Annotated in this window: 22 protein-coding genes; 12 read left to right on the top strand and 10 right to left on the bottom strand. The window is 65.4% G+C overall.

The annotated features are described in order from the left end of the window. The first annotated feature begins 15 nt into the window (after window positions 1-15). The gene (locus tag UB48_RS05725) at window positions 16-1704 is read left to right on the top strand and encodes a bifunctional diguanylate cyclase/phosphodiesterase (RefSeq protein WP_045194801.1); all 1689 of its coding nucleotides are present in this window, start codon (window positions 16-18) and stop codon (window positions 1702-1704) included. 78 nt (window positions 1705-1782) lie between these two features. On the opposite strand, the gene UB48_RS05720 is transcribed toward UB48_RS05725, so the two are convergent. Then, window positions 1783-2181 (bottom strand): hypothetical protein, encoded by a 399-nt coding sequence (locus tag UB48_RS05720; RefSeq protein WP_045194799.1) that lies wholly within the window; start codon window positions 2179-2181, stop codon window positions 1783-1785. A 285-nt stretch (window positions 2182-2466) separates the two neighbouring features. Between UB48_RS05720 and kdpF the strand changes: the two genes are divergently transcribed. The 6 genes from kdpF to UB48_RS05690 are packed head-to-tail and all read left to right on the top strand — an operon-like array spanning window position 2467 to window position 10265. Then, a complete protein-coding gene (kdpF, locus tag UB48_RS05715) occupies window positions 2467-2556 on the top strand; it encodes a K(+)-transporting ATPase subunit F (protein WP_036996387.1) in 90 nt (29 codons plus the stop codon). 8 nt (window positions 2557-2564) lie between these two features. Then, window positions 2565-4259: a potassium-transporting ATPase subunit KdpA gene (kdpA, locus tag UB48_RS05710; RefSeq protein ID WP_045194798.1), complete on the top strand. Its 1695-nt coding sequence runs from the start codon at window positions 2565-2567 to the stop codon at window positions 4257-4259. A gap of 10 nt (window positions 4260-4269) precedes the next feature. After that, window positions 4270-6324: a potassium-transporting ATPase subunit KdpB gene (gene kdpB, locus UB48_RS05705; RefSeq protein ID WP_045194797.1), complete on the top strand. Its 2055-nt coding sequence runs from the start codon at window positions 4270-4272 to the stop codon at window positions 6322-6324. Between the two features lie 15 nt (window positions 6325-6339). Further along, the gene (kdpC, locus tag UB48_RS05700; RefSeq protein WP_045194795.1) at window positions 6340-6900 is read left to right on the top strand and encodes a potassium-transporting ATPase subunit KdpC; all 561 of its coding nucleotides are present in this window, start codon (window positions 6340-6342) and stop codon (window positions 6898-6900) included. A gap of 15 nt (window positions 6901-6915) precedes the next feature. Then, window positions 6916-9570 (top strand): sensor histidine kinase KdpD, encoded by a 2655-nt coding sequence (locus UB48_RS05695; protein WP_045194794.1) that lies wholly within the window; start codon window positions 6916-6918, stop codon window positions 9568-9570. After that, window positions 9567-10265, top strand: a complete 699-nt coding sequence (locus UB48_RS05690) for a response regulator (protein WP_045194793.1) — start codon at window positions 9567-9569, stop codon at window positions 10263-10265. The genes UB48_RS05695 and UB48_RS05690 overlap by 4 nt, the downstream gene beginning before the upstream one ends. 109 nt (window positions 10266-10374) lie before the next feature. Here UB48_RS05690 and UB48_RS05685 read toward each other — a convergent pair whose 3' ends face one another. Continuing rightward, the gene (locus UB48_RS05685) at window positions 10375-11415 is read right to left on the bottom strand and encodes a patatin-like phospholipase family protein (protein WP_045194791.1); all 1041 of its coding nucleotides are present in this window, start codon (window positions 11413-11415) and stop codon (window positions 10375-10377) included. 158 nt (window positions 11416-11573) lie between these two features. On the opposite strand from UB48_RS05685, the gene UB48_RS05680 reads away from it, so the two are divergent. From UB48_RS05680 to UB48_RS05670, 3 genes are all read left to right on the top strand, one after another. Next, window positions 11574-11852 carry a hypothetical protein gene (locus UB48_RS05680; RefSeq protein ID WP_028941416.1) on the top strand — a complete coding sequence of 93 codons (279 nt, stop codon included), beginning with the start codon at window positions 11574-11576 and terminating at the stop codon, window positions 11850-11852. A gap of 14 nt (window positions 11853-11866) precedes the next feature. Then, window positions 11867-12637 (top strand): CHAD domain-containing protein, encoded by a 771-nt coding sequence (locus tag UB48_RS05675; RefSeq protein ID WP_045194789.1) that lies wholly within the window; start codon window positions 11867-11869, stop codon window positions 12635-12637. An 82-nt stretch (window positions 12638-12719) separates the two neighbouring features. Next, window positions 12720-13520, top strand: a complete 801-nt coding sequence (locus UB48_RS05670; RefSeq protein ID WP_045194787.1) for an acyl-CoA thioesterase II — start codon at window positions 12720-12722, stop codon at window positions 13518-13520. A 6-nt stretch (window positions 13521-13526) separates the two neighbouring features. Here the strand turns inward: UB48_RS05670 and UB48_RS05665 are convergent, their stop codons facing one another. The 3 genes from UB48_RS05665 to UB48_RS05655 all read right to left on the bottom strand — a co-directional run bounded on the left by UB48_RS05665 (window position 13527) and on the right by UB48_RS05655 (window position 16337). Further along, complete coding sequence (locus UB48_RS05665) at window positions 13527-13889, bottom strand: Mpo1-like protein (protein ID WP_045194785.1); 363 nt, start codon at window positions 13887-13889, stop codon at window positions 13527-13529. Window positions 13890-13965: 76 nt separating this feature from the next. Beyond that, a complete protein-coding gene (locus UB48_RS05660; RefSeq protein WP_045194783.1) occupies window positions 13966-15444 on the bottom strand; it encodes a methyl-accepting chemotaxis protein in 1479 nt (492 codons plus the stop codon). A gap of 86 nt (window positions 15445-15530) precedes the next feature. Continuing rightward, a complete protein-coding gene (locus tag UB48_RS05655) occupies window positions 15531-16337 on the bottom strand; it encodes a TatD family hydrolase (RefSeq protein WP_045194781.1) in 807 nt (268 codons plus the stop codon). A 158-nt stretch (window positions 16338-16495) separates the two neighbouring features. On the opposite strand from UB48_RS05655, the gene UB48_RS05650 reads away from it, so the two are divergent. Together UB48_RS05650 and UB48_RS05645 are read left to right on the top strand one after the other, a co-directional pair. Further along, the gene (locus tag UB48_RS05650; protein ID WP_045194779.1) at window positions 16496-17920 is read left to right on the top strand and encodes a transglycosylase SLT domain-containing protein; all 1425 of its coding nucleotides are present in this window, start codon (window positions 16496-16498) and stop codon (window positions 17918-17920) included. 565 nt (window positions 17921-18485) lie between these two features. Continuing rightward, window positions 18486-18794 (top strand): hypothetical protein, encoded by a 309-nt coding sequence (locus tag UB48_RS05645; RefSeq protein ID WP_045194777.1) that lies wholly within the window; start codon window positions 18486-18488, stop codon window positions 18792-18794. Between the two features lie 18 nt (window positions 18795-18812). Here the strand turns inward: UB48_RS05645 and UB48_RS05640 are convergent, their stop codons facing one another. From UB48_RS05640 to UB48_RS05620, 5 genes are all read right to left on the bottom strand, one after another. Then, window positions 18813-20030 carry a DUF3422 domain-containing protein gene (locus UB48_RS05640; protein ID WP_045194776.1) on the bottom strand — a complete coding sequence of 406 codons (1218 nt, stop codon included), beginning with the start codon at window positions 20028-20030 and terminating at the stop codon, window positions 18813-18815. A 100-nt stretch (window positions 20031-20130) separates the two neighbouring features. Beyond that, a complete protein-coding gene (locus tag UB48_RS05635; protein WP_045195719.1) occupies window positions 20131-22227 on the bottom strand; it encodes an HlyD family efflux transporter periplasmic adaptor subunit in 2097 nt (698 codons plus the stop codon). Beyond that, on the bottom strand, window positions 22227-23564 hold the full coding sequence (locus UB48_RS05630; RefSeq protein ID WP_045194774.1) for an efflux RND transporter periplasmic adaptor subunit: 1338 nt from the start codon (window positions 23562-23564) through the stop codon (window positions 22227-22229). Before UB48_RS05630 ends, UB48_RS05635 begins: the two co-directional genes overlap by 1 nt. Continuing rightward, window positions 23557-24312 (bottom strand): efflux RND transporter periplasmic adaptor subunit, encoded by a 756-nt coding sequence (locus tag UB48_RS05625; protein ID WP_045194772.1) that lies wholly within the window; start codon window positions 24310-24312, stop codon window positions 23557-23559. The genes UB48_RS05630 and UB48_RS05625 overlap by 8 nt, the downstream gene beginning before the upstream one ends. Further along, window positions 24296-25828: a TolC family protein gene (locus UB48_RS05620; protein ID WP_045194770.1), complete on the bottom strand. Its 1533-nt coding sequence runs from the start codon at window positions 25826-25828 to the stop codon at window positions 24296-24298. The genes UB48_RS05625 and UB48_RS05620 overlap by 17 nt, the downstream gene beginning before the upstream one ends.

The following is a 25828-nucleotide window of genomic DNA, read 5'->3' as shown; positions in this document are numbered from 1 at the left end:
GGTGCAGAGGAATTCATGGACGATAACTACCGCGCGGCAGTCGATGCCGCCGCGATCTTTTCCGAAACCGACCTGAGCGGCCGGATCACCTACGTCAACGAGCAGTTCTGCAGCATCTCCGGCTACAGCCGCGAGGAACTGCTGGGCGCCAACCACCGGATCCTCAACTCCGGCCTGCACGGGCCGGAGTTTTTCATCGGCATGTGGCGCGCGCTGGTTGCCGGGCGGGTGTGGAAGGGCGAGATCTGCAACCGCGCCAAGGACGGTTCGCTGTACTGGGTCGACAGCACCATGGTGCCGTTGATCGACCCGGCCACGGGCAAGGTGCGCAAGTACGTTTCGATCCGCTTCGACGTCACTGAAAAACGCCAGCTGCTGCATACCCTGCAATGGCGGGTCGGCCACGACGTGCTCACCGGCCTGCCCAATCGCGCCTACTTGTCCGACCTGCTTAACCAGGCCCTGGAGTTCTCGCGCAACGAGGACATTCCGCTGGCGGTGTGCATGCTCGACCTGGACGGCTTCAAGGCGGTCAACGATGGCTACGGGCATGCCAGCGGCGATCTGTTGCTGGTCGAAGTGGCCACCCGGCTCAAGGGCATCCTGCGTGGCGGCGATGCCGTGGCGCGCTTGTCGGGCGACGAGTTCGTGCTGATTCTGCGCCACGTGCAAGACCCCACCCACTTGCAGGCGGCGCTTGACCGGGTGCTGACCGCGATCGCCGCGCCATACCGGATTCGCGAGCAGGAGATTCGCGTCAGCGCCAGCATCGGCGTGACCCTGTTCCCCCAGGACAACGAAGACACCGACACCCTGGTGCGCCACGCCGATCAGGCCCTTTACGTGGCCAAGCAGAGCGGGCGCAACCGCTTTCACCTGTTCGACGTGTCGCTGGACCAGGAGGTCAAGGCCACCCACCAGACCGTGGCGCGCCTGCGCCAGGCCTTGCACCAGGGTGAGCTGTGCCTGCATTACCAACCCAAGGTCAACATGCACAGCGGCGTGGTGATCGGCTTCGAGGCGCTGCTGCGCTGGCAGCACCCGGGCAAGGGCCTGGTGCTGCCCGGCGATTTTCTGCCGCAAGTCGAACAGACCGACTTGATCGTCGAGATTGGCGAGTGGGTGATCGACCAGGCCATGAGCCAGATGCAAAGCTGGCAGGCGCTGGACCATCAGTGGCCGGTCAGCGTCAACATCGCTGCCCGCCATGTGCAGCGTGACGACTTTGTCGAGCGCCTGCAGTTGCTGCTCGGGCGTCATCCGGACGTGGCGCCGGCGATGCTCGACCTGGAGATCGTCGAGTCGGTGGCGATCGAAAACATCCAGCGCGTCAGCCAGTGCCTGGAGGCCTGCCAGCGTTTGGGTGTGCAGTTCTCCCTGGATGATTTCGGCACCGGCTATTCGTCGCTGAGCTACCTCAAGCGCCTGCCGACGCGGACCATCAAGATCGACAAATCGTTCGTGCGCGACATCCTCCACGACCACGACGACCTGGCCCTGACCCGCGCCGTCATCGGCCTGGCCCGCGCCTTTGGCCGCCAGGTGATCGCCGAGGGCCTGGAGACGGTAGAGCATGGCCAACTGCTGATGGGCCTGGGCTGCGACATCGCCCAGGGCTACTGCATCGCAAGGCCCATGCCGGCCGAGCAGGTGATCGGCTGGGTTGCCGGTTACCAGCAGCCAGCGCAGTGGAAAGTCCTGTAGGGGCGGGCCTTCTGTGGGAGCGGGCCTTGCCCCGCGATCGAGCGCGCAGCGCTCGCTATCCAGGCGACGCTGAGCTCTCTAGTACTTCCCCAGCTGTACCAAGCCAGCACCCAGCATCAACCAGATGCCTCCTGCTACGGTCAGCCAGCAAGACACCTTCATTCGGCGTTGCAGGTAGGCTGGAAGCTCGTGAGTTTCTTGCGCTTCAAGCACTCTCCTGCCAATACCGATGCTCGACCAAGCTAGCGCGCCACTGATAGATGCAACTACCAGGGTGCGTGACATAATGCCCCTGCGTCCCCATAGCTGAATTTGTTGCTCCAGCCCGCGATTGTTCTGTAGCGCTGCACACATCACCTCAAAATGTCGTGAGCAGGCGATATGCACGTCGATGGCAACGCCGGATAACGCGATAACGAAAGGCGCCAGGCCGAATCCGATCTGGGCGTGAAGGGGCCAGGTGTTGATTTCAAACATTGCTTAGTCTCCTTGGGCAATGAGGCCCGCAACCTAGCACCGGCAATCCAAGCCTGGCGCCCCGCTGGGCGGAATAGGAAACTTCCCACAAATTTCTATGCACTGCCCCGGTGGGAGCGGGCCTTGCCCCGCGATCGAGCGCGTAGCGCTCGCAATCCAGGCCCCGCCGCATCGCGTTATTTACGCATTCTTTATGCCCGGCCCTGGCTCTCGATCTCGCCCCTTTACAGCCTCTCTACCGACAATGACCGTCAGCGGCACGTGCCGTAAGGACGGAGAGTTTTCATGAGCATTCTGGACGGGGTGTCACTGCTGCTGGCAGTGGCCTTGATGATCTACCTGCTGGTCGCGCTGCTGCGCGCCGATCGGGGTTAGGAGCGACCATGCACAGTTACGATTACGCGTTGCTGCTGGCGTTCTTTGCGCTGGTACTGCTCCCGGCACCCTTGCTCGGGCGTTTCTATTTCAAGGTGATGGAGGGGCAGCGCACCTGGCTGTCGCCGCTGCTGGGGCCGGTCGAGCGTGGCTGCTACCGGCTCGCCGGGGTCGATGCCAGCAAAGAGCAGAGCTGGCAGCAGTACACCCTGGCCTTGCTGGCCTTCAACCTCGCAGGCTTTGTGCTGGTGTTCGCCGTACTGCTGTTGCAGGGCTACCTGCCGCTCAACCCGCAGCACCTGGCGGGGCAGGAGTGGTCGCTGGCGTTCAATACCGCCGTGAGCTTCGTCACCAACACCAACTGGCAGTCCTATAGCGGCGAAGCCTCGGTCAGTTACCTGAGCCAGATGCTCGGCCTGACCGTGCAGAACTTCGTCAGCGCCGCCACCGGCCTCGCCGTGCTGGTTGCCTTGTGCCGTGGTATCGCCCGCCGTTCGGCACAGACCCTGGGCAACTTCTGGGTCGACATGACCCGCGCCACGCTCTACGGCCTGCTGCCGCTGTGCCTGGTGCTGGCCTTGCTGCTGGTGTGGCAGGGCGTGCCGCAGACCTTCGCCGATTATGTTCATGCCCTGACCCTGCAAGGCGCCGACCAGACCATCCCGCTGGGCCCGGCTGCCAGCCAGATCGCGATCAAGCAACTGGGCACCAACGGCGGTGGCTTTTTCGGCGTGAACTCGGCGCACCCGTTCGAGAACCCGACGGCCTGGAGCAACCTGTTCGAGGTGGCCTCGATCATTCTCATTCCGGTGGCCCTGGTGTTTACCTTCGGCCATTACGTCAAGGACATGCGCCAGAGCCGGGCGATCATCGCCGGCATGCTCGCGCTGTTCCTGATCGGCGGCGGCACCGCGCTGTGGAGCGAGTACCAGGCCAACCCGAACCTGAGCAGCCCGCTGGTTGAACAGACCGCGCCGCTCGAAGGCAAGGAAAGCCGTTTCGGCACCACCGCCAGCGTGCTCTGGACGGTGACCACCACCGCCGCTTCCAACGGCTCGGTGAACAACATGCACGACAGCCTCAACCCGCTCAGCGGCATGGTCGCGCTGGTCAACATGATGGTCGGCGAGGTGATCTTCGGCGGCGTCGGCGCCGGGCTCTACGGCATGCTGCTCAACGTGCTGATCGCGGTGTTCCTCGCCGGCCTGATGATCGGCCGCACCCCGGAATACCTGGGCAAGAAACTGCAGGCGCGGGAAGTGCAGTTGCTGGTGGCGACCCTGCTGGTAATGCCGGTCGGCGTGCTGGTGCTCGGCGCCCTGGCGGCCAGTTTGCCCGGCCCTGCGGCGGCGATCAGCAACCCCGGTGCCCACGGCTTCAGCCAGTTGCTGTACGCCTACACCTCGGCCAGCGCCAACAACGGTTCGGCCTTCGCCGGCCTGGGTGCCAACACCACCTTCCACAACCTGATGATCGGCCTGGGCATGCTGATTGGCCGTTTCGGCTACATCCTGCCGGTGCTGGCCCTGGCTGGCAGCCTGGCACTGAAAAAATCCGCACCGGTGGGGCAGAACAGCTTCCCGACCCACGGCCCGCTGTTCGTCACCTTGCTGGTGGTGACCATCCTGTTGGTCGGTGGCCTGACCTTCCTGCCGGCCCTGGCCCTGGGGCCGGTGACCGAATACCTGAGCCTGGGCTTGTGAGGAACAACTGATGAACATGCCGATTCCTGAAGTAAAGGCGCAGGCCCCCGAGGCTGCGCGCACTACCTTTGCCGCCCTGTGGCGCCCGGCGCTGGTGCAGGCCTTTGTCAAGCTCGACCCGCGCCAGCTCAAGCGCTCGCCGGTGATGCTGGTGGTGGAACTGACCGCGATCTTCACCACCTTGCTGTGCCTGTTGCCCGACAGCCGCGTGCCGACTGGCGTGGCGGTGCAGATCGCCCTGTGGCTGTGGTTCACGGTGCTGTTTGCCAACTTCGCCGAAGCCCTAGCCGAGGGCCGTGGCAAGGCCCGCGCCGATAGTCTCAAGGCCGGCAGCCAAGGGCTCAGTGCCCGCCGCCGGACGGCCTCGGGCAGCTTCGAGATTGTCCCGGCCACCAGCCTGCGCAAGGGTGATGTGGTCAAGGTTTCGGCCGGGGAGATGATCCCTGGCGACGGCGAGGTGCTCGAAGGTATCGCCGCGGTCAACGAGGCGGCGATTACCGGTGAGTCTGCACCGGTGATCCGCGAGTCCGGCGGTGATCGTTCGGCGGTGACCGGCAACACCCGGTTGGTCTCCGACTGGCTGCTGATCAGCATCACCAGCAACCCCGGCGAGTCGACCCTGGACCGCATGATCGCCCTGGTCGAAGGCGCCAAGCGGCAGAAGACCCCCAACGAAATCGCCCTGGATATTCTGCTGATCGGCCTGACCCTGATCTTCCTGGTGGTTGTGGTGACCCTGCAGCCGTTTGCCCATTTCGCCGGTGGCAGCATCCCCCTGGTGTTCCTGGTGGCGCTGCTGGTCACGCTGATCCCGACCACCATCGGCGGCCTGCTGTCGGCCATCGGCATCGCCGGCATGGATCGCCTGGTACGCCTTAACGTCATCGCCCGTTCCGGCCGTGCGGTAGAAGCGGCAGGCGACGTGCATGTGCTGATGCTCGACAAGACCGGCACCATCACCTTCGGCAACCGCCGCTGCAGCGCCCTGCATGCTGCGCCCGGCGTCACCGCCCGCGAGCTTGGCGAGGGCGCCTTGCTGGCGTCGCTGGCCGACGACACCGCCGAAGGTAAATCGATTGTCGAATACCTGCGCCAGTTGCATGACTTCAACGAACCCAACGCCGAACAGTTCACGCCTGTAGCCTTCAGCGCCGAAACCCGGCTGTCCGGCATCGACTACCAGCAGCGTCGCTACCGCAAGGGCGCGGTGGACTCGGTGCTGGCCTTCGTCGCCATGCAGCGCCTGGAAATGCCCGCGCCCTTGGCCCGCGAAGTGGACAAGATCGCCCAGAGCGGCGGCACGCCCTTGCTGGTGTGCGCCGACAAGCGCCTGCTGGGGGTGATTCACCTCAAGGACGTGGTCAAGCCGGGCATCCGCGAGCGCTTTGCCGAATTGCGCAAGCTGGGTATTCGCACGGTGATGGTCACCGGTGACAACCCGCTGACCGCCGCCGCGATTGCCGCCGAAGCCGGGGTCGATGACGTGCTCGCCGAAGCCACCCCGGAGAAGAAACTGGCGCGCATTCGCCAGGAACAGAACGACGGCCGCCTGGTGGCGATGTGCGGCGACGGCGCCAACGACGCCCCGGCGCTGGCCCAGGCCGATGTCGGCATGGCCATGAACGACGGCACCCAGGCCGCGCGCGAGGCGGCCAACATGGTCGACCTCGACAGCGACCCGACCAAGCTGCTGGATGTGGTCCAGGTCGGCAAGGAGCTGCTGGTGACCCGCGGCGCGCTGACCACCTTCTCGATTGCCAACGACGTGGCCAAGTACTTCGCCATTCTTCCGGCGCTGTTCGCGGCGATCTACCCGCAACTGGGCGTGCTCAACCTGATGCACCTGAGCAGCCCGCAAAGCGCGATCCTCTCGGCGATCGTCTTCAACGCCCTGATCATCGTCGTGCTGATCCCGCTGGCCCTGCGCGGGGTGCGGGTACAGGCGGCCAGCGCCGCCCACCTGCTGCGTCGCAACTTGCTGATCTATGGCCTGGGCGGGCTGATCGTGCCGTTCGCCGGGATCAAGCTGATCGACCTGTTGCTCACCGCCCTGAAGCTGGTCTGAACCAAGGAGATGACCATGACTACCCATATCCGTCCGGCCCTGAGCCTGATCCTGTTGATGACATTGATCACCGGCGCGGTGTACCCGCTGGTGGTCACCGGCATCGCCCAAGTGGCCTTCCCCGAGCAGGCCAATGGCAGCCTGCTGCGCGACGGCCAGGGCCAGGTGCGTGGCTCGCAGTTGATCGCGCAACGCTTCGAGGGTGACGCCTGGTTCCAGTCGCGGCCGTCGGCCGGTGACTACGCCACGGTATCGAGCAGCGCCAGCAACCTGGCGCCGAGCAACCCGGCGCTGGCCGAGCGGGTCAAGAGCAGCGCCGCGCAGTTGTATATCGAAGCGCAGGGGCCGGTGCCGCTGGCCTTGCTGACCACCTCCGGCAGTGGCCTCGACCCGCACCTGTCGCCGGCGGCGGTGGCTTACCAGCTGCCGCGGGTGGCGGCGGCGCGCAAGGTTGCCCCCGAGGCCTTGCAAGTACTGGTCGAGCAGTCCACCCTGCACCCCTTGATCGGCCCGCCGGTGGTCAATGTACTGGCCCTGAACAGCGCCCTTGAGCAGCTGTCGCCGGCGTCGAAATAAGGACAGGCAGTGAGCATGAGCAATTCCGAACGCGCTGATGCGTTGTTGGCCGGGCTGCCGCGCGAAGGGCGCGGCCGGCTCAAGGTATTTCTGGGTGCGGCACCGGGGGTAGGCAAGACCTACGCCATGCTCCAGGCCGCCCATGCCCAGCTGCGCCAGGGCGTGGCACTGCTTGCGGCGGTGGTCGAAACCCATGGCCGCGCCGAGACCGAGGCGCTGCTCGGCGGCTTGCCCCAGCAGCCGCTGCTACGCAGCCAGTACCGCGGCATGCTGCTGGAAGAAATGGACCTCGACGGCCTGCTCAAGGCCCGTCCGCAACTGGTGCTGGTCGACGAGCTGGCCCACAGCAACGCCCCCGGCAGCCGTCACGCCAAGCGCTGGCAGGATGTCCAGGAACTGCTGGCCGCCGGCATCGACGTCTACACCACGGTCAACGTCCAGCACCTGGAAAGCCTCAACGACCAGGTGCGTGGCATTACCGGTGTGCAGGTGCGCGAAACCCTGCCCGACTGGGTGCTGCAGGAAGCCTTCGAGCTGGTGCTGATCGACCTGCCGCCGCGCGAACTGCTCGAGCGCCTGCGCGAGGGCAAGGTCTACGTGCCGGAGCAGGCACGGGCGGCGATCGATGCATTCTTCACTCAGACCAACCTTACCGCCTTGCGCGAGCTGGCCATGCAAACCGCTGCGGCCCAGGTCGATGCCGACCTGGCCCACGGTTACCGCCAGCTTGGCCAGGATGCGCCGGCCTTGCGCGGGCGTTTGCTGGTTGGCGTCGATGGCGATGCCCAGGCCGAACGCCTGGTGCGTCACGCCAGCCGGGTGGCGCAGCGGCGTCATCTGCCGTGGACCCTGGTGCACGTCGACAACGGCCGGCTACGTGACGAAACCGCGCGCCAGCGCTTGCAGGCGGCCCAGCAACTGGCCGAACGGCTGGGCGGCGAAGTGGTGCTGCTGCGCGCCGGCGAGGTGGCCAAGACCCTGATCCAGCATGCCCTGGAACGCCGCGCCAGCCTGGTGCTGGTCGGCCAGTCGCGCGATCGCCTGCGCCGGCGGTTGTTCGGCGCTGGCGTGGCGACGCGCTTGCTGCGCGATGCCCACGGCCTGGAAATCAACGTGCTCGACCGCGACACTCAGCCCGAGCCGCCCAGTGCAGCGGCGAAAAAGGTCTGGGTCTGGCGTCATTACCTGTTGGCCTTCGCCGCCACGGTCCTGGCCACCGGTCTGGCCTGGGCGGTGGCCAGCGTGCTGGCGCTGCCGAACATCTCGCTGGTGTTCCTCGCGGCGGTGTTGCTGGTGGCGGTGCGCAGCAGCCTGGGCCCGGCATTGGCCTGTGCAGTGATGTCGTTCCTGGCCTACGATTTTTTGTTCATCCCGCCGAATTTCTCCTTCAGCATCCAGCGTGAAGAAGACGTACTGACCTCGCTGTTCTTCCTGTTGATGGCGGCACTTACCGGCAACCTGGCGGCGCGCCAGCGCCGGCAATTGCAGGCTTTGCGCGAAACCCAGGAGCAGACCAGCCAGTTGCTCGACCTGTCGCGCAAGCTCACCGCTGCCACCGATCGCCAGGCGGTATTCACCGCCGCCGGCCAGCACCTCGATGGCTGGCAGGACCTGCAGGTGTGCCTGCTCGAGCGCGACGCCGAAGGCCGTCTGCAGGTGGCCAGCGGCGGCAACCTGCAGTTCAGCGACAACGAGCGTGCCGCCGCCGACTGGGCCTGGCAGCACGACCAGGCGGCGGGTCTGGGCAGCGATACTTTGCCCAACGGCCGTTGGTGGTGGTGGCCGCTGTCGGTGGACGATGCGCGTCTGGCGCTGCTCGGCGTGCGCCCGCACAAGGGCGAGCAACTCACCGCTCAGCATCGGCGCCTGCTCAAGGCCCTGAGCCAGCCGCTGGCCCAGGCCCTGGCGCGGGCGCGCTTGGCCGAGCAGCTGGAATCGGCGCGTTTGCACGGCGAAACCGAGCAACTGCGCAGCGCCTTGCTGGCCTCGGTGTCCCACGACCTGCGCACACCGCTGACCGCCATGCGCGGCAGCATCGACAGCCTGCTGGCCCTCGGCGAGGCGATCCCCAAGGCCGACCGCCAGGAACTGCTTGAAGGCACCCGCAATGAAGCCGAGCGCCTGGATCGCTATATCCAGAACTTGCTCGACATGACCCGCCTGGGCCATGGCGGCCTCAAGCTTGCGCGCGACTGGGTGGCGCCCGGCGACATCGTTGGCAGCGCCCTGAACCGCCTGCGGGTGGTGCTGGCGCCGTTGCAGCTGCGCACCGAAGTGCCGGCCGACCTGCCGCTGTTGTTCGTGCACGCGGCCTTGATCGAGCAGGCGCTGATCAATGTGCTGGAGAACGCCGCGCGCTTTTCGCCGGCGGCTGGCCGGCTCGATCTGCAGCTCAGCGTCGACGGCGAGTTGCTGTGCTTTGCCGTCAGCGATGAAGGCCCGGGCATTCCCGAAGCCGACCGCGAGCGCATTTTCGACATGTTCTATACCGCCGCGCGTGGTGATCGGGGCGGGCAGGGCACGGGGCTGGGCCTGGCGATCTGCCAGGGCATGATCGGCGCCCACGGTGGGCACATTCGCGTCGCTGACGGTATCGATGGCAAGGGCACCTGCATCACTCTATGCTTGCCGCTGCCGACCCAACCCGAGCCTGAAAGCGAAGCCCCATGAGCCAGAGCGCGACCCTGCTGGTCATCGATGACGAACCGCAAATCCGTAAATTCCTGCGTATCAGCCTGAGCTCCCAGGGCTACAAAGTAGTGGAAGCCGGCAGCGGCGCCGAGGGCCTGACCCAGGCGGCACTGGCGCGCCCGGACCTGGTGGTGCTTGACCTGGGCCTGCCGGACATGGACGGCCAGCAGGTGCTGCGTGAATTGCGCGAGTGGAGCGCGGTGCCGGTGCTGGTGCTGTCGGTGCGTGCCAGTGAAATCCAGAAGGTCGAAGCCCTGGACAACGGCGCCAACGACTACGTCACCAAGCCCTTTGGCATTCAGGAATTCCTCGCTCGCGTACGCGCCTTGCTGCGCCAGGCGCCGCAGGCATCAGCCAGCGCCTCGGCGCTGAGCTTCGGGCCGTTGACCGTCGACCTGGCGTTTCGCAAGGTGACCCTGGACGGCGTCGAGGTGGCGCTGACGCGCAAGGAATATGCACTGCTGGCGCAGCTCGCCAGCCATCCCGGGCGGGTGATTACCCAGCAGCAACTGCTCAAGGACATCTGGGGGCCGACTCATGTCGACGACAGCCATTACCTGCGCATCGTCGTCGCCCATGTGCGCCAGAAGCTTGGCGATGACCCGACGGCGCCGCGGTTCATCGTGACTGAGCCCGGGGTCGGCTATCGGTTGATCGAGCCGGAGCAGGGCTGAGGGCTGGGGTTGAATTTTGCTGGCCTCATCGCTGGCAAGCCAGCTCCCACAGGTAAAGTGCACACTGGACCTTGTGGGAGCTGGCTTGCCAGCGATGTGGCTAGAGCCGTCAACGCCGCTCCGCTTCATAGTTATCCAGGGTATCGCGGGCAATCTCCCGCCCCAGGGCGATCAGTTCCGGCGCCTTGTAGAACTCGAAGAACCGGCATACCCGCTTGGGCACGTTGATCAGTACATCCGGCGGGTAGCCGGCAATCTTGTACTGCGCAAGCGAGGTTTGCATCACCTCGAAACTCTGGTTGATCAAATCCAGCAGTGACGCCGGCCCGACGTTGTCGATGATGAACGAGCCGGTGGCCGATTTTGGCGCGCCTTCAATCTCCGGGGCTGCTGCCGGTTGCTGGGCTTCGGGGTCGGCGGCATCGCTGAGCCAGGGGTTGGGGATTTGCGCCGCCTCCGGTTGCAGGCCCTGCTCGATACGCATCAGTTGCTCGGCCGGTTTGCGCCGGAACGGCAAGTGCGAACCCAGTGAATTGATCAGGTTGTCAAAGCGCAGCTTGAACGCCGCCGGGCGTTCGATCACTGGCAACTGGTACTGCTTCTGGTTGGTCGAGTTGAGGTTCACGGCGATGATCAGGTCGCAGTGGCTGGACACCACCGGGATGATCGGCAAGGGGTTGAGGATGCCGCCGTCGACCAGCATGCGGTTGCCTTGCACCACGGGCGTGAACAGGCTGGGGATCGCCGCCGAGGCACGCATGGCCTGGTGCAGGCAGCCTTCCTGAAACCAGATTTCCTGCTGGTTGGTAAGGTCGGTGGCCACCGCCGTGTAGGGGATGCGCAGGTCTTCGATGTTGATCTCGCCGACGATCTTGCGGATCTGGCCGAAGACTTTCTCGCCACGGATCGCCCCCAGGCGAAAGCTCACGTCCACCAGGCGCAGGACGTCGAGGTAGTCCAGGCTTTCAATCCAGTTGCGGTATTCATCGAGCTTGCCGGCGGCATAAATTCCGCCAATCACCGCGCCCATGGAGCAGCCGGCGATACAGGCGATGTCATAGCCACGGCGTTCGATTTCCTCGATCACGCCGATGTGTGCATAGCCCCGGGCCCCGCCCGAACCCAGAACCAGTGCGACGCGTTTTTTCATGATGCTTCCCCGGTGTTCTGCTTCCATGGTCTAACAATGCGCCCAATTGTGTCTGTGCTTCAATCGTCACTGGCACTGGGCTACGCTGAACAGGGCACTTTTCTCGCTGTTTACCGTCGAAGTCGCCACCCTGAACTTTTTCTTTTGAGGTATTGCCGATGAAAGCCTGGATTTGCCTGCCCCTGATTGCCCTGGTCCTGACCGGTTGCGCTGGCAAGACAGCCTACCGCGACAGCTGCGCCAATCAGCTGGACTCGGCCTGGAAGGAGCTCGACCTGGCCAAGGCCGAAGGTTTCGCCGGTACTGTCAGTTATTCAAAAGCCCTGTCGCTGTTGACCGGGGCCAAGACCCAGCAGCAGTTCGAAGCGTTCGAGGGCTGCAGCAAGAAGGCCGAGAAGGCCCGCTTCTACATTCGTGAATCCCGCGCCGGGCGCTGATACAGGAGTAGACCATGTCGTCGGCCATGCTCGACCACGTCATTGCCCAGGTGCTGAGCCTGCAGGTGCGCCTTTTGGCCTGCCAGGCGCGCCTGGTTGCCGATACCGACAGCGAGGCGCTGCACGACCTGCGCATCGGTGTGCGGCGCTTGCGCAGTGTGCTGCGACCGTTACGGGCGCTGCCCGGTGTCGATCAGCTGGAAGGCGCGGCCAAGGCCCTGGGCAGCTTGACGACGCCGTTGCGTGACCGTGAGGTACTGGCCGCGCAACTGCTTGAGCGCCAGCAAGTGGCCGCGGCGCAGGCACGCCTGGCCCAGCGCCGGCAAACCTTCGCCAGTGTTGCCGCCAGTGCCGAACTGGCGCGCCTGCTGGCGATCATCGACGCCTTCCCGGTGTTCCTGCGCGCCGCCCAGCGCCAGGGTTTGATCCGCCGGCTGCAACAGCGCATCGACAAACGTCTGGAAAAACAGTGGAAGCAACTGCGTCAGGCCCTCGACGACCCGGCCCACGACCGCCATCGTCTGCGCCTGCTGATCAAACGAGTGCGCTACGCGGCTGAAGCCTACCCGCAACTGCAGCACTCCAACTCGCGCCTGCAAAAGGCTCTCAAGCGTGCCCAGAGTGACCTGGGCAGTTGGCACGACCTGTTGCAGTGGCTGCTGCAGGCCGAGCAGCAACGCGATCTGGCGCCGTGCGTCAGCCATTGGCAAGCGCAGTTGGCCAAAGCCGAACAAGGCGCCGACGCCACCCTCGAACGCCTGCAGGCGCAGCTTGCGCAGCGATAGCCCGCTGAAATGGCCGAAATGCGTGCTGTAGACCGCTTGCTGGCTGGTTAAGATCAGTTTTTTCCTGATCGCTGAGGTCGGCATGAACTTCTCACAATTGCTCACGGCGGTCCGCCAGCATCCCCAGTCGGTAGTTATTGATTCCAGCTGGGCCCAGGGCCGCGCCTGTTTCGGCGGGCTGATGGCGGCCTTGCTGTATGAGGCCATGCTGGCCAAGACCTCGCCGGGGCGCCCGGTGCGTTCCCTGGCCATCACCTTTGTCGGCCCGGCCGAGCCGCAAATGCCGATCAGTTTTGAAGTGGAACTGCTGCGCGAAGGCAAGGCGGTCAGTTCGCTGCTGGGCCGCGCCGTGCAGAACGGCCAGGTGGTTACCCTGATGCAGGGCAGCTTTGGCAGCGGCCGCGATTCGCTTATCGATGTTCCGGCCTTGCCGGCGGTAGACATGAAGCCGCTCGAGCAGTCGAGCACGGAGCTGCCGTACATCAAGGGCGTGACCCCCGAGTTCATGCGCCATGTGTCACTGCGCTGGGCCATCGGCGGCATTCCGTTCAGCAACAACAAGTCCCGCGACATGGGCGGCTGGGTGCGTTTTCGCGACAGCGAACGGGAAGAGCCGATCAGCGAGGCGCACTTGCTGGCGCTGGTCGATGCCTGGCCGCCGACCTTGCTGTCACACCTGAACAAGCCGGCGGCTGGCAGCACCCTGACCTGGACCATCGAGTTCATCCAGCCGGTGGCGAGCCTGACCACCCTGGACTGGTGCCGCTATCACGTCGAAACCGAACATGCCCGCGATGGTTACGGGCATGCGGCGGCTGCGCTGTGGAGCGACAAGGGCGAGTTGCTGGCGCTCAGCCGCCAGACCGTAACAGTGTTCGGCTGACGCCACTCAATGCCGGTGGCGGTCGCGCCAGGCGCGCCACCAGGCACCGCTGAGCACAAAGCGCGGGAAGGTGATGAACTGCTCCACCAGCAGGCGGCCGATGGCGTCCTGGCGGTTGGCGAACGGCTCGGGTTGCTGGGCCTCCAGGCGATGCCCCTGGCGTTGCAGGCCGAGCCCGGCGATCAGGGCGATGATACCCACCGCCAGTTGCCCCAGGTCCAGCGAGAACAAACCGGACAGCACCAGCAGCACGCCGAGGATGAACAGCGGCACGGCAATCAGGTGCAGCACCAGGTTGGTCGGGTTGCGGTGGTTGTGGTGGTAGCCACGCCATTGCCAGGCGGGCAGGTTGGGCAGGCGTTTGCTCATGGAAATGTTCCTCAGGGTCTTGCCTGAAGAATAGTGCGGCCCCGGTGAAGGGGCCAATCGATGGCGCCTATGACGCCTATAGCTTGAGCTGGCCGATGGCCTTGTTCAGCTCACCGGCCAGGGTCGCCAGCTCGCTGCTGGTGGTGGCCGAGTCGACAGTCTGCTGTACGGTCTCTTCGGTCACATCGCGGATGCTTACCACTGCCCGGTTCATTTCTTCGGCCACCTGGCTTTGCTGCTCGGCGGCCACGGCAATTTGCGTGTTGCTTTCGCGCATCTGTGCCACCGCGCTGGTGATTTCCGCCAGGGCAGCGCCGGCTTCCTGGGCCTGCTGCACGCAGTCGTCAGCCTTGAACGAGCTTTCCTGCATGAAGTCCACGGCGTCGCGGGTACCGGCCTGCAGTGCCGAGACCATGGTGGTGATTTCGTCGGTGGAGGCCTGTACGCGCTTGGCCAGGTTGCGCACCTCGTCGGCGACCACGGCAAAGCCGCGGCCCAGGTCACCGGCACGGGCGGCCTCGATGGCAGCGTTGAGGGCCAAAAGGTTGGTCTGCTCGGCAATGCTGTGGATCACCCCGACCACGCCGTTGATCTTCTGGCTGTCGTCGGCCAGTTGGCGAATCATCTCGGCGGTCTGCTGCACGCCGCTGGACAGCCCGGCAATCGAGGTCTGCACCCGGCTGACCACCTCCTGGCCACTGCCGGCCAGGGAGTCGGCGCTCTGCGACAGGTCGCGGGTGGCACCGGCGTGCTGGGCAATGTGGTAGACCGTGGCAGTCATTTCGTTGATGGCGGTGGCGGCCTGGTCGGTTTCGCTCTGTTGGCCGAGCATGCCGTGGCGCACATCGTTCATGCTCGCGGCCAGGCGCGCGGCGCCGGAATCCAGCTGCGCGGCAGTGCGCGCGACGGTGTTGACCACCCGGTGGTAGGTGGTCTGCATGGCATTGAAGGCGCTGGCCATCTGCCCGACCTCATCGCCACAGGCCAGCGGCACGCGGGCCGACAGGTCGCCGGTTTTTTCCACGTGCAGCATCACGTCCTTGAGGGTGTTGAGCTGGCTGAGCAGAAAGCGGATCAACAATTGCGAGGCACAGAGCATCGCCAGCATCAGGATCAGTACGCACACGGCGTAGTTGGTGAAGCGGTCGGTGAACACCTGGATCAGGCTGGGGGAGGGGGCGAGCACGGCAATCTGCTGGTCACCGCGGCTGATCACCTGGGCGCCGGTCAAAGGGTTCTCACCCAGCAACGGCAAGCCTTCGAGTTCGACCCAGCCTTGGGCCGTGGCCAGCGCATCGAGGCTTTGCCCTTCAAATTGCGGTACCTGGCCGGGGCTGTAGGTCAGCCACAGGGCGTTGCTCGGCAAAGTTTGCCCGGCAGGCCAGGCAGCCAGCAACTGCGCCTCGGCTTCAGCTTTGCTTTGGGCGGTCTGGGCCCGCGCCTGTTGTTCCAGGTGCACGGCATAGAGCACCAGGAACAACGTGGTGACAAAGGCGACCGCGTTCACGGCCCAGAACTTGTATTTCAGGGAGATATTGCTAAGCCAGGCACCCATGGTAGGTCTTCTCTGATTGAGCGGAAACATTGTTGGCAAGGTGCCATCATTGTGCCGACTCGATCATCAAGACGTTTTGATATGCGTCAAATAATCGCGGGCAGGTTAAAGAAGGCCCGTGCTGTGGCGGTGCTGTGGGCGGCCAGTTGCTCGACGCTTTCGCCACGGTGCAGGGCCACTTCACGCAGCACTTCGGTGAGGAACGCCGGTTCGTTGCGCCCGCTTTTCGGTTTGGGCCGCAGGCTGCGCGGCAGCAGGTAGGGCGCATCGCTTTCGAGCATCAGGCGGCCCTGGGGGATGCTGCTGACCAGTGGGTGCAGGTGGGTGCCGCGGCGCTCGTCGCAGATCCAGCCGGTGATGCCGATGTGCAGGTCCAGGTCCAGGTAGCCGAACAACGCTGCGCGCTCGCCGGTAAAGCAGTGCACTACCGCTGCCGGCAGGCGGTCGCGAAAGTCCTTGAGGATCGCCAGCAGGCGTTCGCTGGCGTCGCGCTCGTGGAGGAACACCGGCATCTGCAACTCGACCGCCAGGGCCAGCTGTTCTTCCAGGGCTTTTTCCTGCTGTGGGCGTGGCGAGAAATCGCGGTTGAAATCCAGCCCGCATTCACCCACCGCCTGCACCCGCGGCTGTTCAAGCAAGGCCCGCAGCTGACGGCTGCTGGCACTGCTCCAGCTGCTGGCGTCATGGGGGTGCACGCCTGCGGTGCTGAACAGGTGCTGGGCGCTTTCATCGAGTTGCTGGCACAGCTCCAGGGCCTGTTCGCTGCCCTCAAGGCTGGTGCCGGTGACCATCATCTGCACCACCCCGGCGGCCAGGGCGCGTTCGAGAATTGCCTGGTGTTTGTCGGCAAAACTTGGGTTGGTCAGATTGACGCCGATGTCGATGAGTTGCATGGTGCTACCTCAGGCCGGAAGCCGGCCAGCATAACAAAGCTCGACCGAAATCGATAAAGCCAAGAACTTCAACGAGTTGTCGTGGTCTTTTGCGGTCAATTGTCATGGAACGACTGCAAACTATGGCGCCAACCCCACACGCGCGGACCTCGCAACGGATGACCCGAGCGCTGTTTTTGTTGATCGTGCTGAGCTTCTCGCTGCTGCCTACCGGGCCGGCCAGCGCGCGTCTGGCCGGGCCGCAACAGGCGGTGCCCAAGACCCCGGCGCGCGACCTTGCGCAAATCCGCAGCAGCCGGGTATTGAAGGTACTGGTCAACCAGAGCCGCAACAGCTCCGGCGAAGTCAAGGGCGAGCCGGTGGGGGTCGAGTATCACCGCCTGCGCGCGTTCGAGCATTACCTCAATGCCCGCGCCCGTGATGGCGAGGAAATCCGCCTGAAGATCATCCCTCGCGCCAAAGACCAGTTGCTGGCCGCCTTGCAGCGCGGCGAAGCCGACCTGGTGGCGCCTGGCGAGCTGGTCGACCCGACCTCTACCCGCGGTCTCAGCGCCAGCGACCCGGTGGTCGACAAGGTGCCGCTGGTGCTGGTCGGGCGCAAGGGCGAGCGCAGCGTCCAGCGCGTCGAGCAGTTGTCCGGGCGTACCCTGGCGCTGACCAGCTCCAGCGCGGCCGGCGACACCCTGCACGAGATTAACCAGAAACTGGCCCTGCGTAAGCTTGCGCCGATCAAGGTTGAGTGGGTCGACCCGACGCTGGCCGTGGAAGACGTGCTGGAGATGGTCCAGGCCGGGATCTTTCACCTGACCGTGGTCGAGCAGCCGATTGCCGAACGCTGGGCCAAGGTCATGCCCAAGCTGCGGGTCGAGCGCAAACTGCACCTGGCCAGCCCCGAGGCCATGCGCTGGTACGTGCGCCGGGATGCGGTGATGCTGCACGCCAGCGTCGATCGTTTTTTGCAGGGCTACAGGGCGCCGGCCAACCAGGACGCAGCGTTCGAGCGGATCTACCGGCGCCTGTACCGGGTGCACAACCCGTTGGCGCGTAGCGACCGCAAGCGCCTGGAGGCCTTGCGCCCGGTGCTGCAGCGCCATGCCAGCGCACAGAACATCGACTGGCTGAACCTGGCGGCGGTGGCCTTCAAGGAGTCGGCCCTGGACCCGAGCGCGCGCGGCGCCGGTGGCGCTCATGGGCTGATGCAGATCACCCCCAGCGCTGCCCAGCGGGTGGGGGTGAGCAATATTTCCAATGTCGATGGCAATGTTCAGGCCAGCGCCCGCTACATGGCGCTGATTCGGCGCAAGTTCTTTGCCAGTAACCAGCTCAACGAGCGTGAGCGCATGGCCTTTACTCTGGCGGCCTACAACCTGGGGCCGGAGCGGGTCCAGGCGATGCGCGCCGAGGCCCGGCGGCGGGGGCTCAATGGTAATCAGTGGTTTTTCCAGACCGAGCGCATTGCCATGGAGCAGGTGGGCATGGGGCCGGTGAGTTATGTGAACAGTGTCAACAAGTACTTCCTGGCGTTTGATCGGGAGCGGGCTTCGCTGGAGCCCAAAGGGGGGAAGGGTAGTGGGCGCAAGTAGGGGGGGGGTTGCTCATTAGGGTTCAGGGAGATCCGGATGGGGCGGGGATGCCGAGTCACCTTTGCGCCCTTACGGCGCCTTACTTTTTTCAGTCGAAAAAAAAGTAAGCAAAAATTCTTGCCCCACCAGGGGCCCTGCGCTGCGCTTCGGGTCCCCTCGCTCCGGTGTCGCTACGGGGCATTGCGAACTACGAGTTGCAAGCAACTCTACGTTTCGCAACTTCGGCTATCGCCGAAGGTGCTGCGCACTCGCCCCTTCGCAACACCTGCGCTCGGCCCTTCTGGTTAACGGGGCCGGATAGATCAAGAGCAGATCAAGATCAAGAGCACAATTCGCTTCGCTCTTGCTGAGCGCGGCTTGTCGAAATTCCGGGGTTTTTTAGTCCCAGGGCCGTTGACATTCCACCCGCAGCGCCTCTAGGATGCTGACTTGCGCCGATTTAAACAGCTACTTGCGGGGCGCAGGGTTACCTCTTCGGGGGTTTCACCAAATACCGCTAAAACGCTGGTTCGGTGACGCCTCCCACCGCAGCCCAGCGGGTTTTGCGAGGCGGAGATCTAACCCCATGAGTTGTCCACGTTCCAGTGTTTGCCTGACCCCGTTGCCCGCCAGCCAGGGCACGCGCACGCCGCGTATTCTTCTGGGCGGCAGCCATCAGCCAACCCTTCTGCGCTACCTTGACGGCTGGCCGCGTCGCAACAGCCGCAACACTGCCTTCCTTATCCAGTTCGCCGACAGCCGCGATTCCCTTGGCCAGTTTGCCAACGACCGTTTCGATCTCGCCGTGATCCAGTCGCCCAGCGCCGACGACGCTGCCGAAGTTATCGGCCACCTGACCCGCGTCGCCCGCCAGGGTTTGATCACCCGGGCCTGAACAGCCCGGGCCCGGGCGTCAATGCGCCTTGGCTTTCCTGATCCGTAGCAAAATCACCAGCAGGGTCAATATCACCACCGGCGCCATGCCCAGCAGCGCTTCGCGGGCAGTGATCTGTGCGCCGAGGGTGTGCAGGCCGGCATAAAAGAGCTTGAACAGGCTCAGCAGGTAGTAGCTGATGGCGATGATCGACAGGCCTTCGACTGCCCGCTGGATTTTGATCTGGGTGTCGGCGCGGGCGTTGAGGCTGCGCAGGATCTCGGCGTTCTGTTCTTCCATCTCCACCTGCACCCGCGCCTGCAACAGGTCGCCGAGGTTGGCGACGCTTTCGGCCAGGTGCTCCAGACGCTGCTCGCTGGCCGCGCAGTAACGCACGGTGGGCTTGAAGCGCCGCTCGATGAACACCCCCAGGCGCTGGCAATCGCCGACATGGCTCTCGCGCAACTCGCCCAGGCGCTCGAACACCAGTTGCGCATAGGCCTGGGTGGCGCTGAAGCGGTGGCGGTGCTTGACCGTGCTGCCGACCACCTGGCGCGACAACTGGGCGATATCGGCCAGCAGCGCCTTGGCATTGCCGCCGTCGCTGCTGACGTTACGCTCCGACAGGCTCACCAGTTTACGGTCATAGGCGTCCAGTTGCGGGCCCAGGGCCTTGGCGGCGGTCAGCGACAAAGACGCCATCATCCGGTAGGTCTCGATCTCCAGCAGGCGGCGGATCATGCGCCCCTGGCGGTAGGCATTGAGCCGGCGGTTGATGAACAGGAAGCGGTTGGTGCCATCGGCAGTCAGGCGAAAATCACTCCACACCACGGCATCGCCACCGCCCACGCACGAGCCGCTGGGGTCCTTGAAACCGTAACGGCTGAGGTCGAGGTCGTGTTCATCGCGTACCAGCACCTGCACCGAGTTGATCATCTGCTCACGGTAGGGCTCCACACCTGCAGCCAGGGCGGCGGGCAAAGTGCTCCAGTGCAGCTCGGCGCTGGCGGCGGGCACTACCAGGGTCAGGGTGAAGAACTCGGAATGGCGCTCCCATTTGAACGGATGGCCGTCCAGCGTGGTGATGCCCTGGGCGGCATCGGGCTCGAAGGCGCCCGGGCAGCAACGCTGCAACAGGGCATTGCAGTCGGCATCGGCGCCGAGAAACGCCAGGTGGAAAACATGCGCGGGCTCATCGAAATACAGCGACGGGCGGGCGTGCAACTCGTTGTGCAAGGCGGTGCGTTGGGCGTGCATGCGGGTCAGACCGTATTGTTGTGGTTGTCTGCTGTTGCAGTGCCATGAGGGCACTCTCATGGGACTGGAACAGGCATGCACGAGTCACGTTGGCGCCGATTCAGAAGCCGCTTTCGCGCAGGGCAATCGCCGCCAGGTGGATCAGCCCCTCGCCCAGAAGGCTGCGCCGGGCAGCTTCGATCTGCAGGCGCCCGCGGGTTTGCGCCAGGTGTGGCGGCGCCTGTTCAAGTTGCACCAGAACATGGAACAGCGCCGGGGTCGGGATCAGCTCCTGGCTTTTTGCCGAGGTGTTCAGCGGGCCACCAAAGCGCGCCGCGAGCATTGGATGGGCTAACTGGCTGGCGCGGGTAGTGCCGATCGCCACCAGCTTGCCGACTATCGCGCTGGCCTCACCTTCGGGGTAGAAGCGCACCGCAGCACCTGGGCTCAGGCGCTGCACCTCGTCCTGCTCGATATAGGCATCGACCTGCCAGCGACTGGGGTCGACCAGCACGCCGATGGCCTGGCGGCTGTTGAGCCACTGGCCGGGTCGCCAGTCCGGGTCAAGGTCCAGCCAGTGCCCGCGAAACGGTGCCTGCAGTTGCAGGCGGTCGATTTCCAGGCGGGCGGCGCGGCGGGTTTCCAGTTGTACGTTGAGGCGCTGGCGGGTGGCCAGGTCTTCACTGAGGCCGGCCGGGTCGGCAAGCAGGCCGTTCAGGCGTGCCTGATAGCCTTTGAGGCTGGCTTCGCTGCTGTTCATCCGTGAGCTGATGTCCGGTTCCTCAAGGCTGACCAGGGTGCTGCCGGCTTCGACCACGCCACTGGGGTGCACGGCTTGCAAGCGCGCCGGGTAGGGGGCATAGACGCGCAGTTGCTGTTCGGCGCGGGCGACGCCGATCGCCTGGACATGGCTGCGCCAGGGGAGCGCCAGCAGCAACAGCAGTAACCCCGCCAGCAGCCACAGGCTGTAGCGTCGGGCGTTGCTGACCAGCTTGCGACGCTGCCACCAGGCTTTCATTTCGCGCCCGACCGGCATGAGGATGAACCAGGAAATTTCCACGATGAACAAAATGATCCCGAGCAGTTTGAAGAACAGCAGGTAGACCGCCACGGCGATCCCCAGAAACAGCACCAGGCGGTACAGCCAGGTGGCGATGGCAAAGGCGATCAGGGCCCGCCGCGGGCCGGGGGCGAAGGGCTCCGGCCAGGCTTCCGGCAAGCCCAGCACGCTGCGGCGCAAGGCTACCCGTGCCAGGGCCGAGGAGCGTTCGTGAAGGTTGGGGAAGTCGAGCAGGTCGCAGAGGATGAAATAGCCGTCAAAGCGCATGAACGGGCTGGCGTTGAGGGCCAGCGACAGCACCCAGCTGGTGGTGGCCAGGTACAGCAGGCCGTTGCGCAGCGGGCCGGGGTCGCACAGCGCCCAGCCCAGGGTGGCGAGGCCGGCCAGGCCCAGTTCGGTCACGATGCCGGCGGCGGCGATGGCCAGGCGCTGCCGGGCATGGCGCAGTTTCCAGCTCTCGCCGGTGTCGGTGTAGAGCATCGGCCAGAGCACCACGAAGGCGATGCCCATGTGCCCGACGCGCAGGCCCAGGCGGGTTGCCACCAGGGCATGGCCAAGCTCGTGCAGGGTCTTGGCCAGAATCAGCGCCAGGGCAAAGCTGAGCAGCCCGGCGGTAGAGAACGACTCCACCAGGGCGTGGGTGAAAGTATCCCACTGCTGGATTACCAGCAGCACCCCCAGCAGGCTGAGCAGCACCACCAGTACCGCGGTCAGGGGTTGGAACAGCCAGTCCAGGCGCCCGGCCAGGCGTTGCAGCCAACGCTCTGGGTGTAGCAGCGGCACGCGAAAAAACAGGTAGTGGTGCAGCCACCAGCGCCAGGTCAGCCAGGCATTGCCCTGGCTACGGCTGGCCAGGCGCCCGACCGCTTCCGGGCCGGGGCGCAACAGTTGGTGCTGGTCGAGGAACTGGCAGAACTCCAGCACCTGCTCGACGTCCGGGCGCAGTGCGGTCCGCGCATGGATGTCCTGGCAGATCTGTGCCGGGCTCTGTTGCCAGCGCAGCAGGCATTCGAACTCCAGCCAGCCGATCCGGTAGAAGCGGTTGGTCACCGTGTCCTGCAGGGTCCAGGCCGGTTCGCCGTCCTTGCCCGGTGCCACTTCATGCAGGCGCAGGTCGTCGCGCAGGGCGGGGGTCGGCAGGCTCGCCGCCGCCGCGATCACAAGCCGCTCCAGGCCCGCAGTGCGGCAATCGGCCGGCGCAGCAGGTAATAGCCAAGGACCACCCGCTCGCCATACAGCTTGGCCGTGCCGTGCAGGCCGAGGCGGGCATGCTCGGGCGCCTCCTCGATGCTCGCCAGCAGGCGATAGGCAACCACGCCATCGTCACTGGCCTGGGCCTGGTAGCTGGTCTCCAGTACCTGGCCCTTGAGTGGCGACAAGGGGTAGGCGGTGAGGAACAGGGTGACTTCAGCGCCGGGCTCCAGGGCGATGGCATCGGCCACCGGCAGCTGGATGCGCATCGCCGGCTGGCTGGGGTCGGCGACCTGCAGGATGCGCTCACCGGTGACCACTGGCTTGCCCAGCCAGTCGTTGGGGTCGCTGAACACGGCAACGCCAGCGCGCGGCGAGCGCACCTGGGTACGTTGCAGCTGCGCCTGTACCGCGGCCAGCTCGGCGCGGCGCTGCTGGACGCGGCCGTTGAGCAGGGTCAATTCGCCTTTGCTTTGCGGGTTGTCGAAGGCACGCTGGCTGGCGGCCATGAGCTCGGCATCGGCCACCGCCAGCTCTTTGCCCAGGACTTCGGCACGGCTGCGCAGGGTGGTTTCATCCAGGCTGAACAAGGGCGCATCCTGCTCCACCGGCTGGTTGGGGCGCACCTGCATGGCCTGGATCACGCCGTCGATCGGCGAGCTGATGTTCTGCGCCTGGCGCGAGACGATCTCAGCCGGTGCCAGGGCGCTCTGGCGCACCGGCACCAGCAGCAGGCCGGCGCCGAGCAGCAAGGCCAGGCCGACCTGGCGCTTGTTCGGTCGCCAGCCCAGCAGCCGTGGCTGGCGGCTGAAGCCTGCCCAGCAATGGGCCCACGTCTGCCAGACACCTTCCATCAACGGCGCCAGGCCGGTCGGCGGGCTGTCCAGCAGGTACACCACCAGGCCCAGGCGCGTGCCGTGGCGGTCGTTCAGCGGGATGCACCAGGCACCGGCCGGCCACCACTCGGCCCAACCCTGGGCAATGTCGGCATCCGGCGCGACGGCTTCACGGGCCAGCCAGCGCGGCTGGCCATCGGTGACCTGGGCGGCCAGCCAGCGGCTGGCGCGGCGCAGCCACACCAGGTAGGGCGAATCTTCGGCGGGCTTGGCCAGGCCCGAGACGCAAAGCAGCTCCAGCGTCTGCTCGCGCTGGGCAAACACCAGGGCCTGGCGGTGCTGCAGGAGGGGGAAGGGGTCGTTGGCGATGGAGAACGCCAGGGCGTTGAGCGAGTCGGCCGCCAGCGCCCGGTCACGCAGGGCGCTCAGGCTCAGCAACAGCGGTGCCGGTGGCAGGCGTTCAGTCATGGGCCGGGCTTAAGGTGGCAGTGCCACTCATGCCGGCAATCAGTTCCGGGTATTCGGCGTCCAGGCGCGCTTCCAGTTCCACGGTCTGCGCGACCGCATCGACCCGCGCATTGATGGCACTCAGGTGCGCCGGGTAAGCCTTGCCGGTTTCGTGGATGCTGACTTGCAAGGGGTTGCCGGTCTTGAGCCCGGGCAGCAGGTTGGACGGGACGTTGAGGCGCACCTTGAGGGCGCCATCGCTGACCAGGTCAAACAGCGGTGTACCCGCCACCACGGTCTGGAACGGTTTGACATGCACCTTGGCGACCCGTCCGGCAAAGGGTGCCTGCACCTGGCAGTAGGCGTTCTGCGCCTGTGCCAGGGCCAGGGCGCCTTCGGTTTTTTTAACCTCGGTGCTGGCCATGGCCACTTCCAGATCGCCCACCGCCTCGAGTTTGCGCAGGTTGCGCTTGGCGTCGAGGTTCTGCCGGGCCATGGTCAGTTCGGCGCCGGCAACCTTGGCCCGGGCCTGGGGTTCGGCGCAGTCGAAGCGGGCCAGCACGCTGCTCTTGCCAACCGGTTGGCCGAAGCTTGCCTTGAGCTCACCCAGGGTGCCGTTCATCTGGCTCGACAGGGTGGTTTCCAGGTCAGCGGCGAGCAGCACGCGAATGGCGCTGGCATCGTCACCGGCATTGACTTGCGCCGTGGCCGGCGCCATCAGGCAGGCCATCAGCAGGGCGAGCAGCGGGCGCTCAACGACGTACGACATTGGCGGTTCCTTGTTGGCTAAGCAGCAGGCTTTGGTGTTCCTGGGTGTCCAGGGTTTTTTGCAGCGCCTGCGACAGGCTCTTGATGTCGTGTTTGTCGATCTCTTCAGGCAGCACGTTGAGGCCGACCGAGTTGTACAGCCGCCCCCAGGCCGCCTGGGCACTGGAGTAGGCGGCTTCGCGCTGGTAACGCGAAAGCAGGTAGCGGCCTTCGGCGCGGATCAGCTCCAGTTCCGAGCCGTAGGTGGTGTTGCGCGCGGCCTGGGCGTAGTCGAGCAGGCTCTGGTCGACCCGCAGGCTCTGGTCGGCGAATTCCACTTCCTGGCGCGCCAGCTGATAGCGAAGGGTGCCGACCCGTACCTGGGTCAGGATCGCCATCGACAGCGCCACCCGGCGCATGTCGTCGGTCTTGCCCTGGGACTCGGCGGCGCGGTTGATGGACGGCAGCTGCAGCAGGCGCAACAGGTTCAGCGACACCTGCAGGCCGGTCTCGGTCCAGTTGCTGTTGTACAGGTACTTGTTGGAGTCGTAGCGGTAGCCGACATCGACGGCGACGTTGGGCCACAGCTGCGCCTTGGCGATCTTCAGGTCGTTCTCGTTGACCCGCTTGCGGTACCACTCTTCCATGATCTCCGGACGGTTTTCCAGCGACAGCTGCTCCAGCCGGCCAATGTCGGTATCGAGCACTGGCAGCGCCGGCTCGCTGCTGTCGGCGAGAATCAGCCGCGAGCCCGGTGGCAGCGACATCAGCGCGGCCAGTTCCGACTGGGCGAACTCCAGGTCCTGGCGGCGCACCGTCAGCAGGTAGATGGAGTCGAGCAGGGCGCGTTGATAGGCCAGTACCTCCTGGCGCGGCAGCAAGCCCTTGCCTTCGGCCTGGCGTGCCGAGAGCAGGGCCTGGTGCGTGCGCACCAGCAGTCGGTCGACCTGGGGCATCAGGCGCTGGGCGCCGACTGCGCGCCAGTAGGCGTTGCGCACGTCCTGAAGGACGTTTTGCGCCACCTTGCGCCGACGCTCCTCGGCCATCAGGATCTGGTCGCTTTTCTGCTGGGTGCGGTAATAGGCGACGCCGAAGTCCAGCAGGCTCCAGCTCAGGCCCAGGCCATAGAGTTCGCGGTAGCGCTCTTCGGAGGTCGACGCGCGCAGGCTTTCTTCGCGGTCTTCGATACCGATCGAGGTGCCGCCGGAGTCGTTGTTGCGCCCGGCGTAGCCTGCCGAGGCCACCAGGCGTGGCAACATCTCGTGGCTGGAAACATCGCGCAGGTCAGCGGCCAGCGCGCCTTCCATCAGTTTCAGGCGGTAATCCAGGTTGTACTTGAGGGCGCGCGCGGCGGCTTCATAGAGGGTGATGGGGGTGGTCACCGGCTCCTGCTCGGCGTACATCTGCGCCTGGTCGGCAACGATTCGCTGACGCTGTTCGTCCTTGCTGTACTCATGCGGCTTCATGGCCGAACAGGCTCCCAGCAGCAACGCACAGCCAATGGCGGTGCTCAACAGGTTCAGGGGGGCTTTTGGCAT

This window comes from Pseudomonas sp. 2(2015), from assembly GCF_000955865.1.
GTDB lineage: Bacteria > Pseudomonadota > Gammaproteobacteria > Pseudomonadales > Pseudomonadaceae > Aquipseudomonas.
Note: the sequence above shows the minus strand (reverse complement) of the source record. Positions and strands in the feature narration are given on the sequence as shown.

Excerpts from the sequence above, each read along its gene's own strand:
- UB48_RS05725 (WP_045194801.1), top strand. The coding sequence starts at position 16 with ATGGACGATAACTACCGCGCGGCAGTCGATGCCGCCGCGATCTTTTCC.
- UB48_RS05720 (WP_045194799.1), bottom strand. The coding sequence starts at position 2,181 with ATGTTTGAAATCAACACCTGGCCCCTTCACGCCCAGATCGGATTCGGC.
- kdpF (WP_036996387.1), top strand. The coding sequence starts at position 2,467 with ATGAGCATTCTGGACGGGGTGTCACTGCTGCTGGCAGTGGCCTTGATG.
- kdpA (WP_045194798.1), top strand. The coding sequence starts at position 2,565 with ATGCACAGTTACGATTACGCGTTGCTGCTGGCGTTCTTTGCGCTGGTA.
- kdpB (WP_045194797.1), top strand. The coding sequence starts at position 4,270 with ATGAACATGCCGATTCCTGAAGTAAAGGCGCAGGCCCCCGAGGCTGCG.
- kdpC (WP_045194795.1), top strand. The coding sequence starts at position 6,340 with ATGACTACCCATATCCGTCCGGCCCTGAGCCTGATCCTGTTGATGACA.
- UB48_RS05695 (WP_045194794.1), top strand. The coding sequence starts at position 6,916 with ATGAGCAATTCCGAACGCGCTGATGCGTTGTTGGCCGGGCTGCCGCGC.
- UB48_RS05690 (WP_045194793.1), top strand. The coding sequence starts at position 9,567 with ATGAGCCAGAGCGCGACCCTGCTGGTCATCGATGACGAACCGCAAATC.
- UB48_RS05685 (WP_045194791.1), bottom strand. The coding sequence starts at position 11,415 with ATGAAAAAACGCGTCGCACTGGTTCTGGGTTCGGGCGGGGCCCGGGGC.
- UB48_RS05680 (WP_028941416.1), top strand. The coding sequence starts at position 11,574 with ATGAAAGCCTGGATTTGCCTGCCCCTGATTGCCCTGGTCCTGACCGGT.
- UB48_RS05675 (WP_045194789.1), top strand. The coding sequence starts at position 11,867 with ATGTCGTCGGCCATGCTCGACCACGTCATTGCCCAGGTGCTGAGCCTG.
- UB48_RS05670 (WP_045194787.1), top strand. The coding sequence starts at position 12,720 with ATGAACTTCTCACAATTGCTCACGGCGGTCCGCCAGCATCCCCAGTCG.
- UB48_RS05665 (WP_045194785.1), bottom strand. The coding sequence starts at position 13,889 with ATGAGCAAACGCCTGCCCAACCTGCCCGCCTGGCAATGGCGTGGCTAC.
- UB48_RS05660 (WP_045194783.1), bottom strand. The coding sequence starts at position 15,444 with ATGGGTGCCTGGCTTAGCAATATCTCCCTGAAATACAAGTTCTGGGCC.
- UB48_RS05655 (WP_045194781.1), bottom strand. The coding sequence starts at position 16,337 with ATGCAACTCATCGACATCGGCGTCAATCTGACCAACCCAAGTTTTGCC.
- UB48_RS05650 (WP_045194779.1), top strand. The coding sequence starts at position 16,496 with ATGACCCGAGCGCTGTTTTTGTTGATCGTGCTGAGCTTCTCGCTGCTG.
- UB48_RS05645 (WP_045194777.1), top strand. The coding sequence starts at position 18,486 with ATGAGTTGTCCACGTTCCAGTGTTTGCCTGACCCCGTTGCCCGCCAGC.
- UB48_RS05640 (WP_045194776.1), bottom strand. The coding sequence starts at position 20,030 with ATGCACGCCCAACGCACCGCCTTGCACAACGAGTTGCACGCCCGCCCG.
- UB48_RS05630 (WP_045194774.1), bottom strand. The coding sequence starts at position 23,564 with ATGACTGAACGCCTGCCACCGGCACCGCTGTTGCTGAGCCTGAGCGCC.
- UB48_RS05625 (WP_045194772.1), bottom strand. The coding sequence starts at position 24,312 with ATGTCGTACGTCGTTGAGCGCCCGCTGCTCGCCCTGCTGATGGCCTGC.
- UB48_RS05620 (WP_045194770.1), bottom strand. The coding sequence starts at position 25,828 with ATGCCAAAAGCCCCCCTGAACCTGTTGAGCACCGCCATTGGCTGTGCG.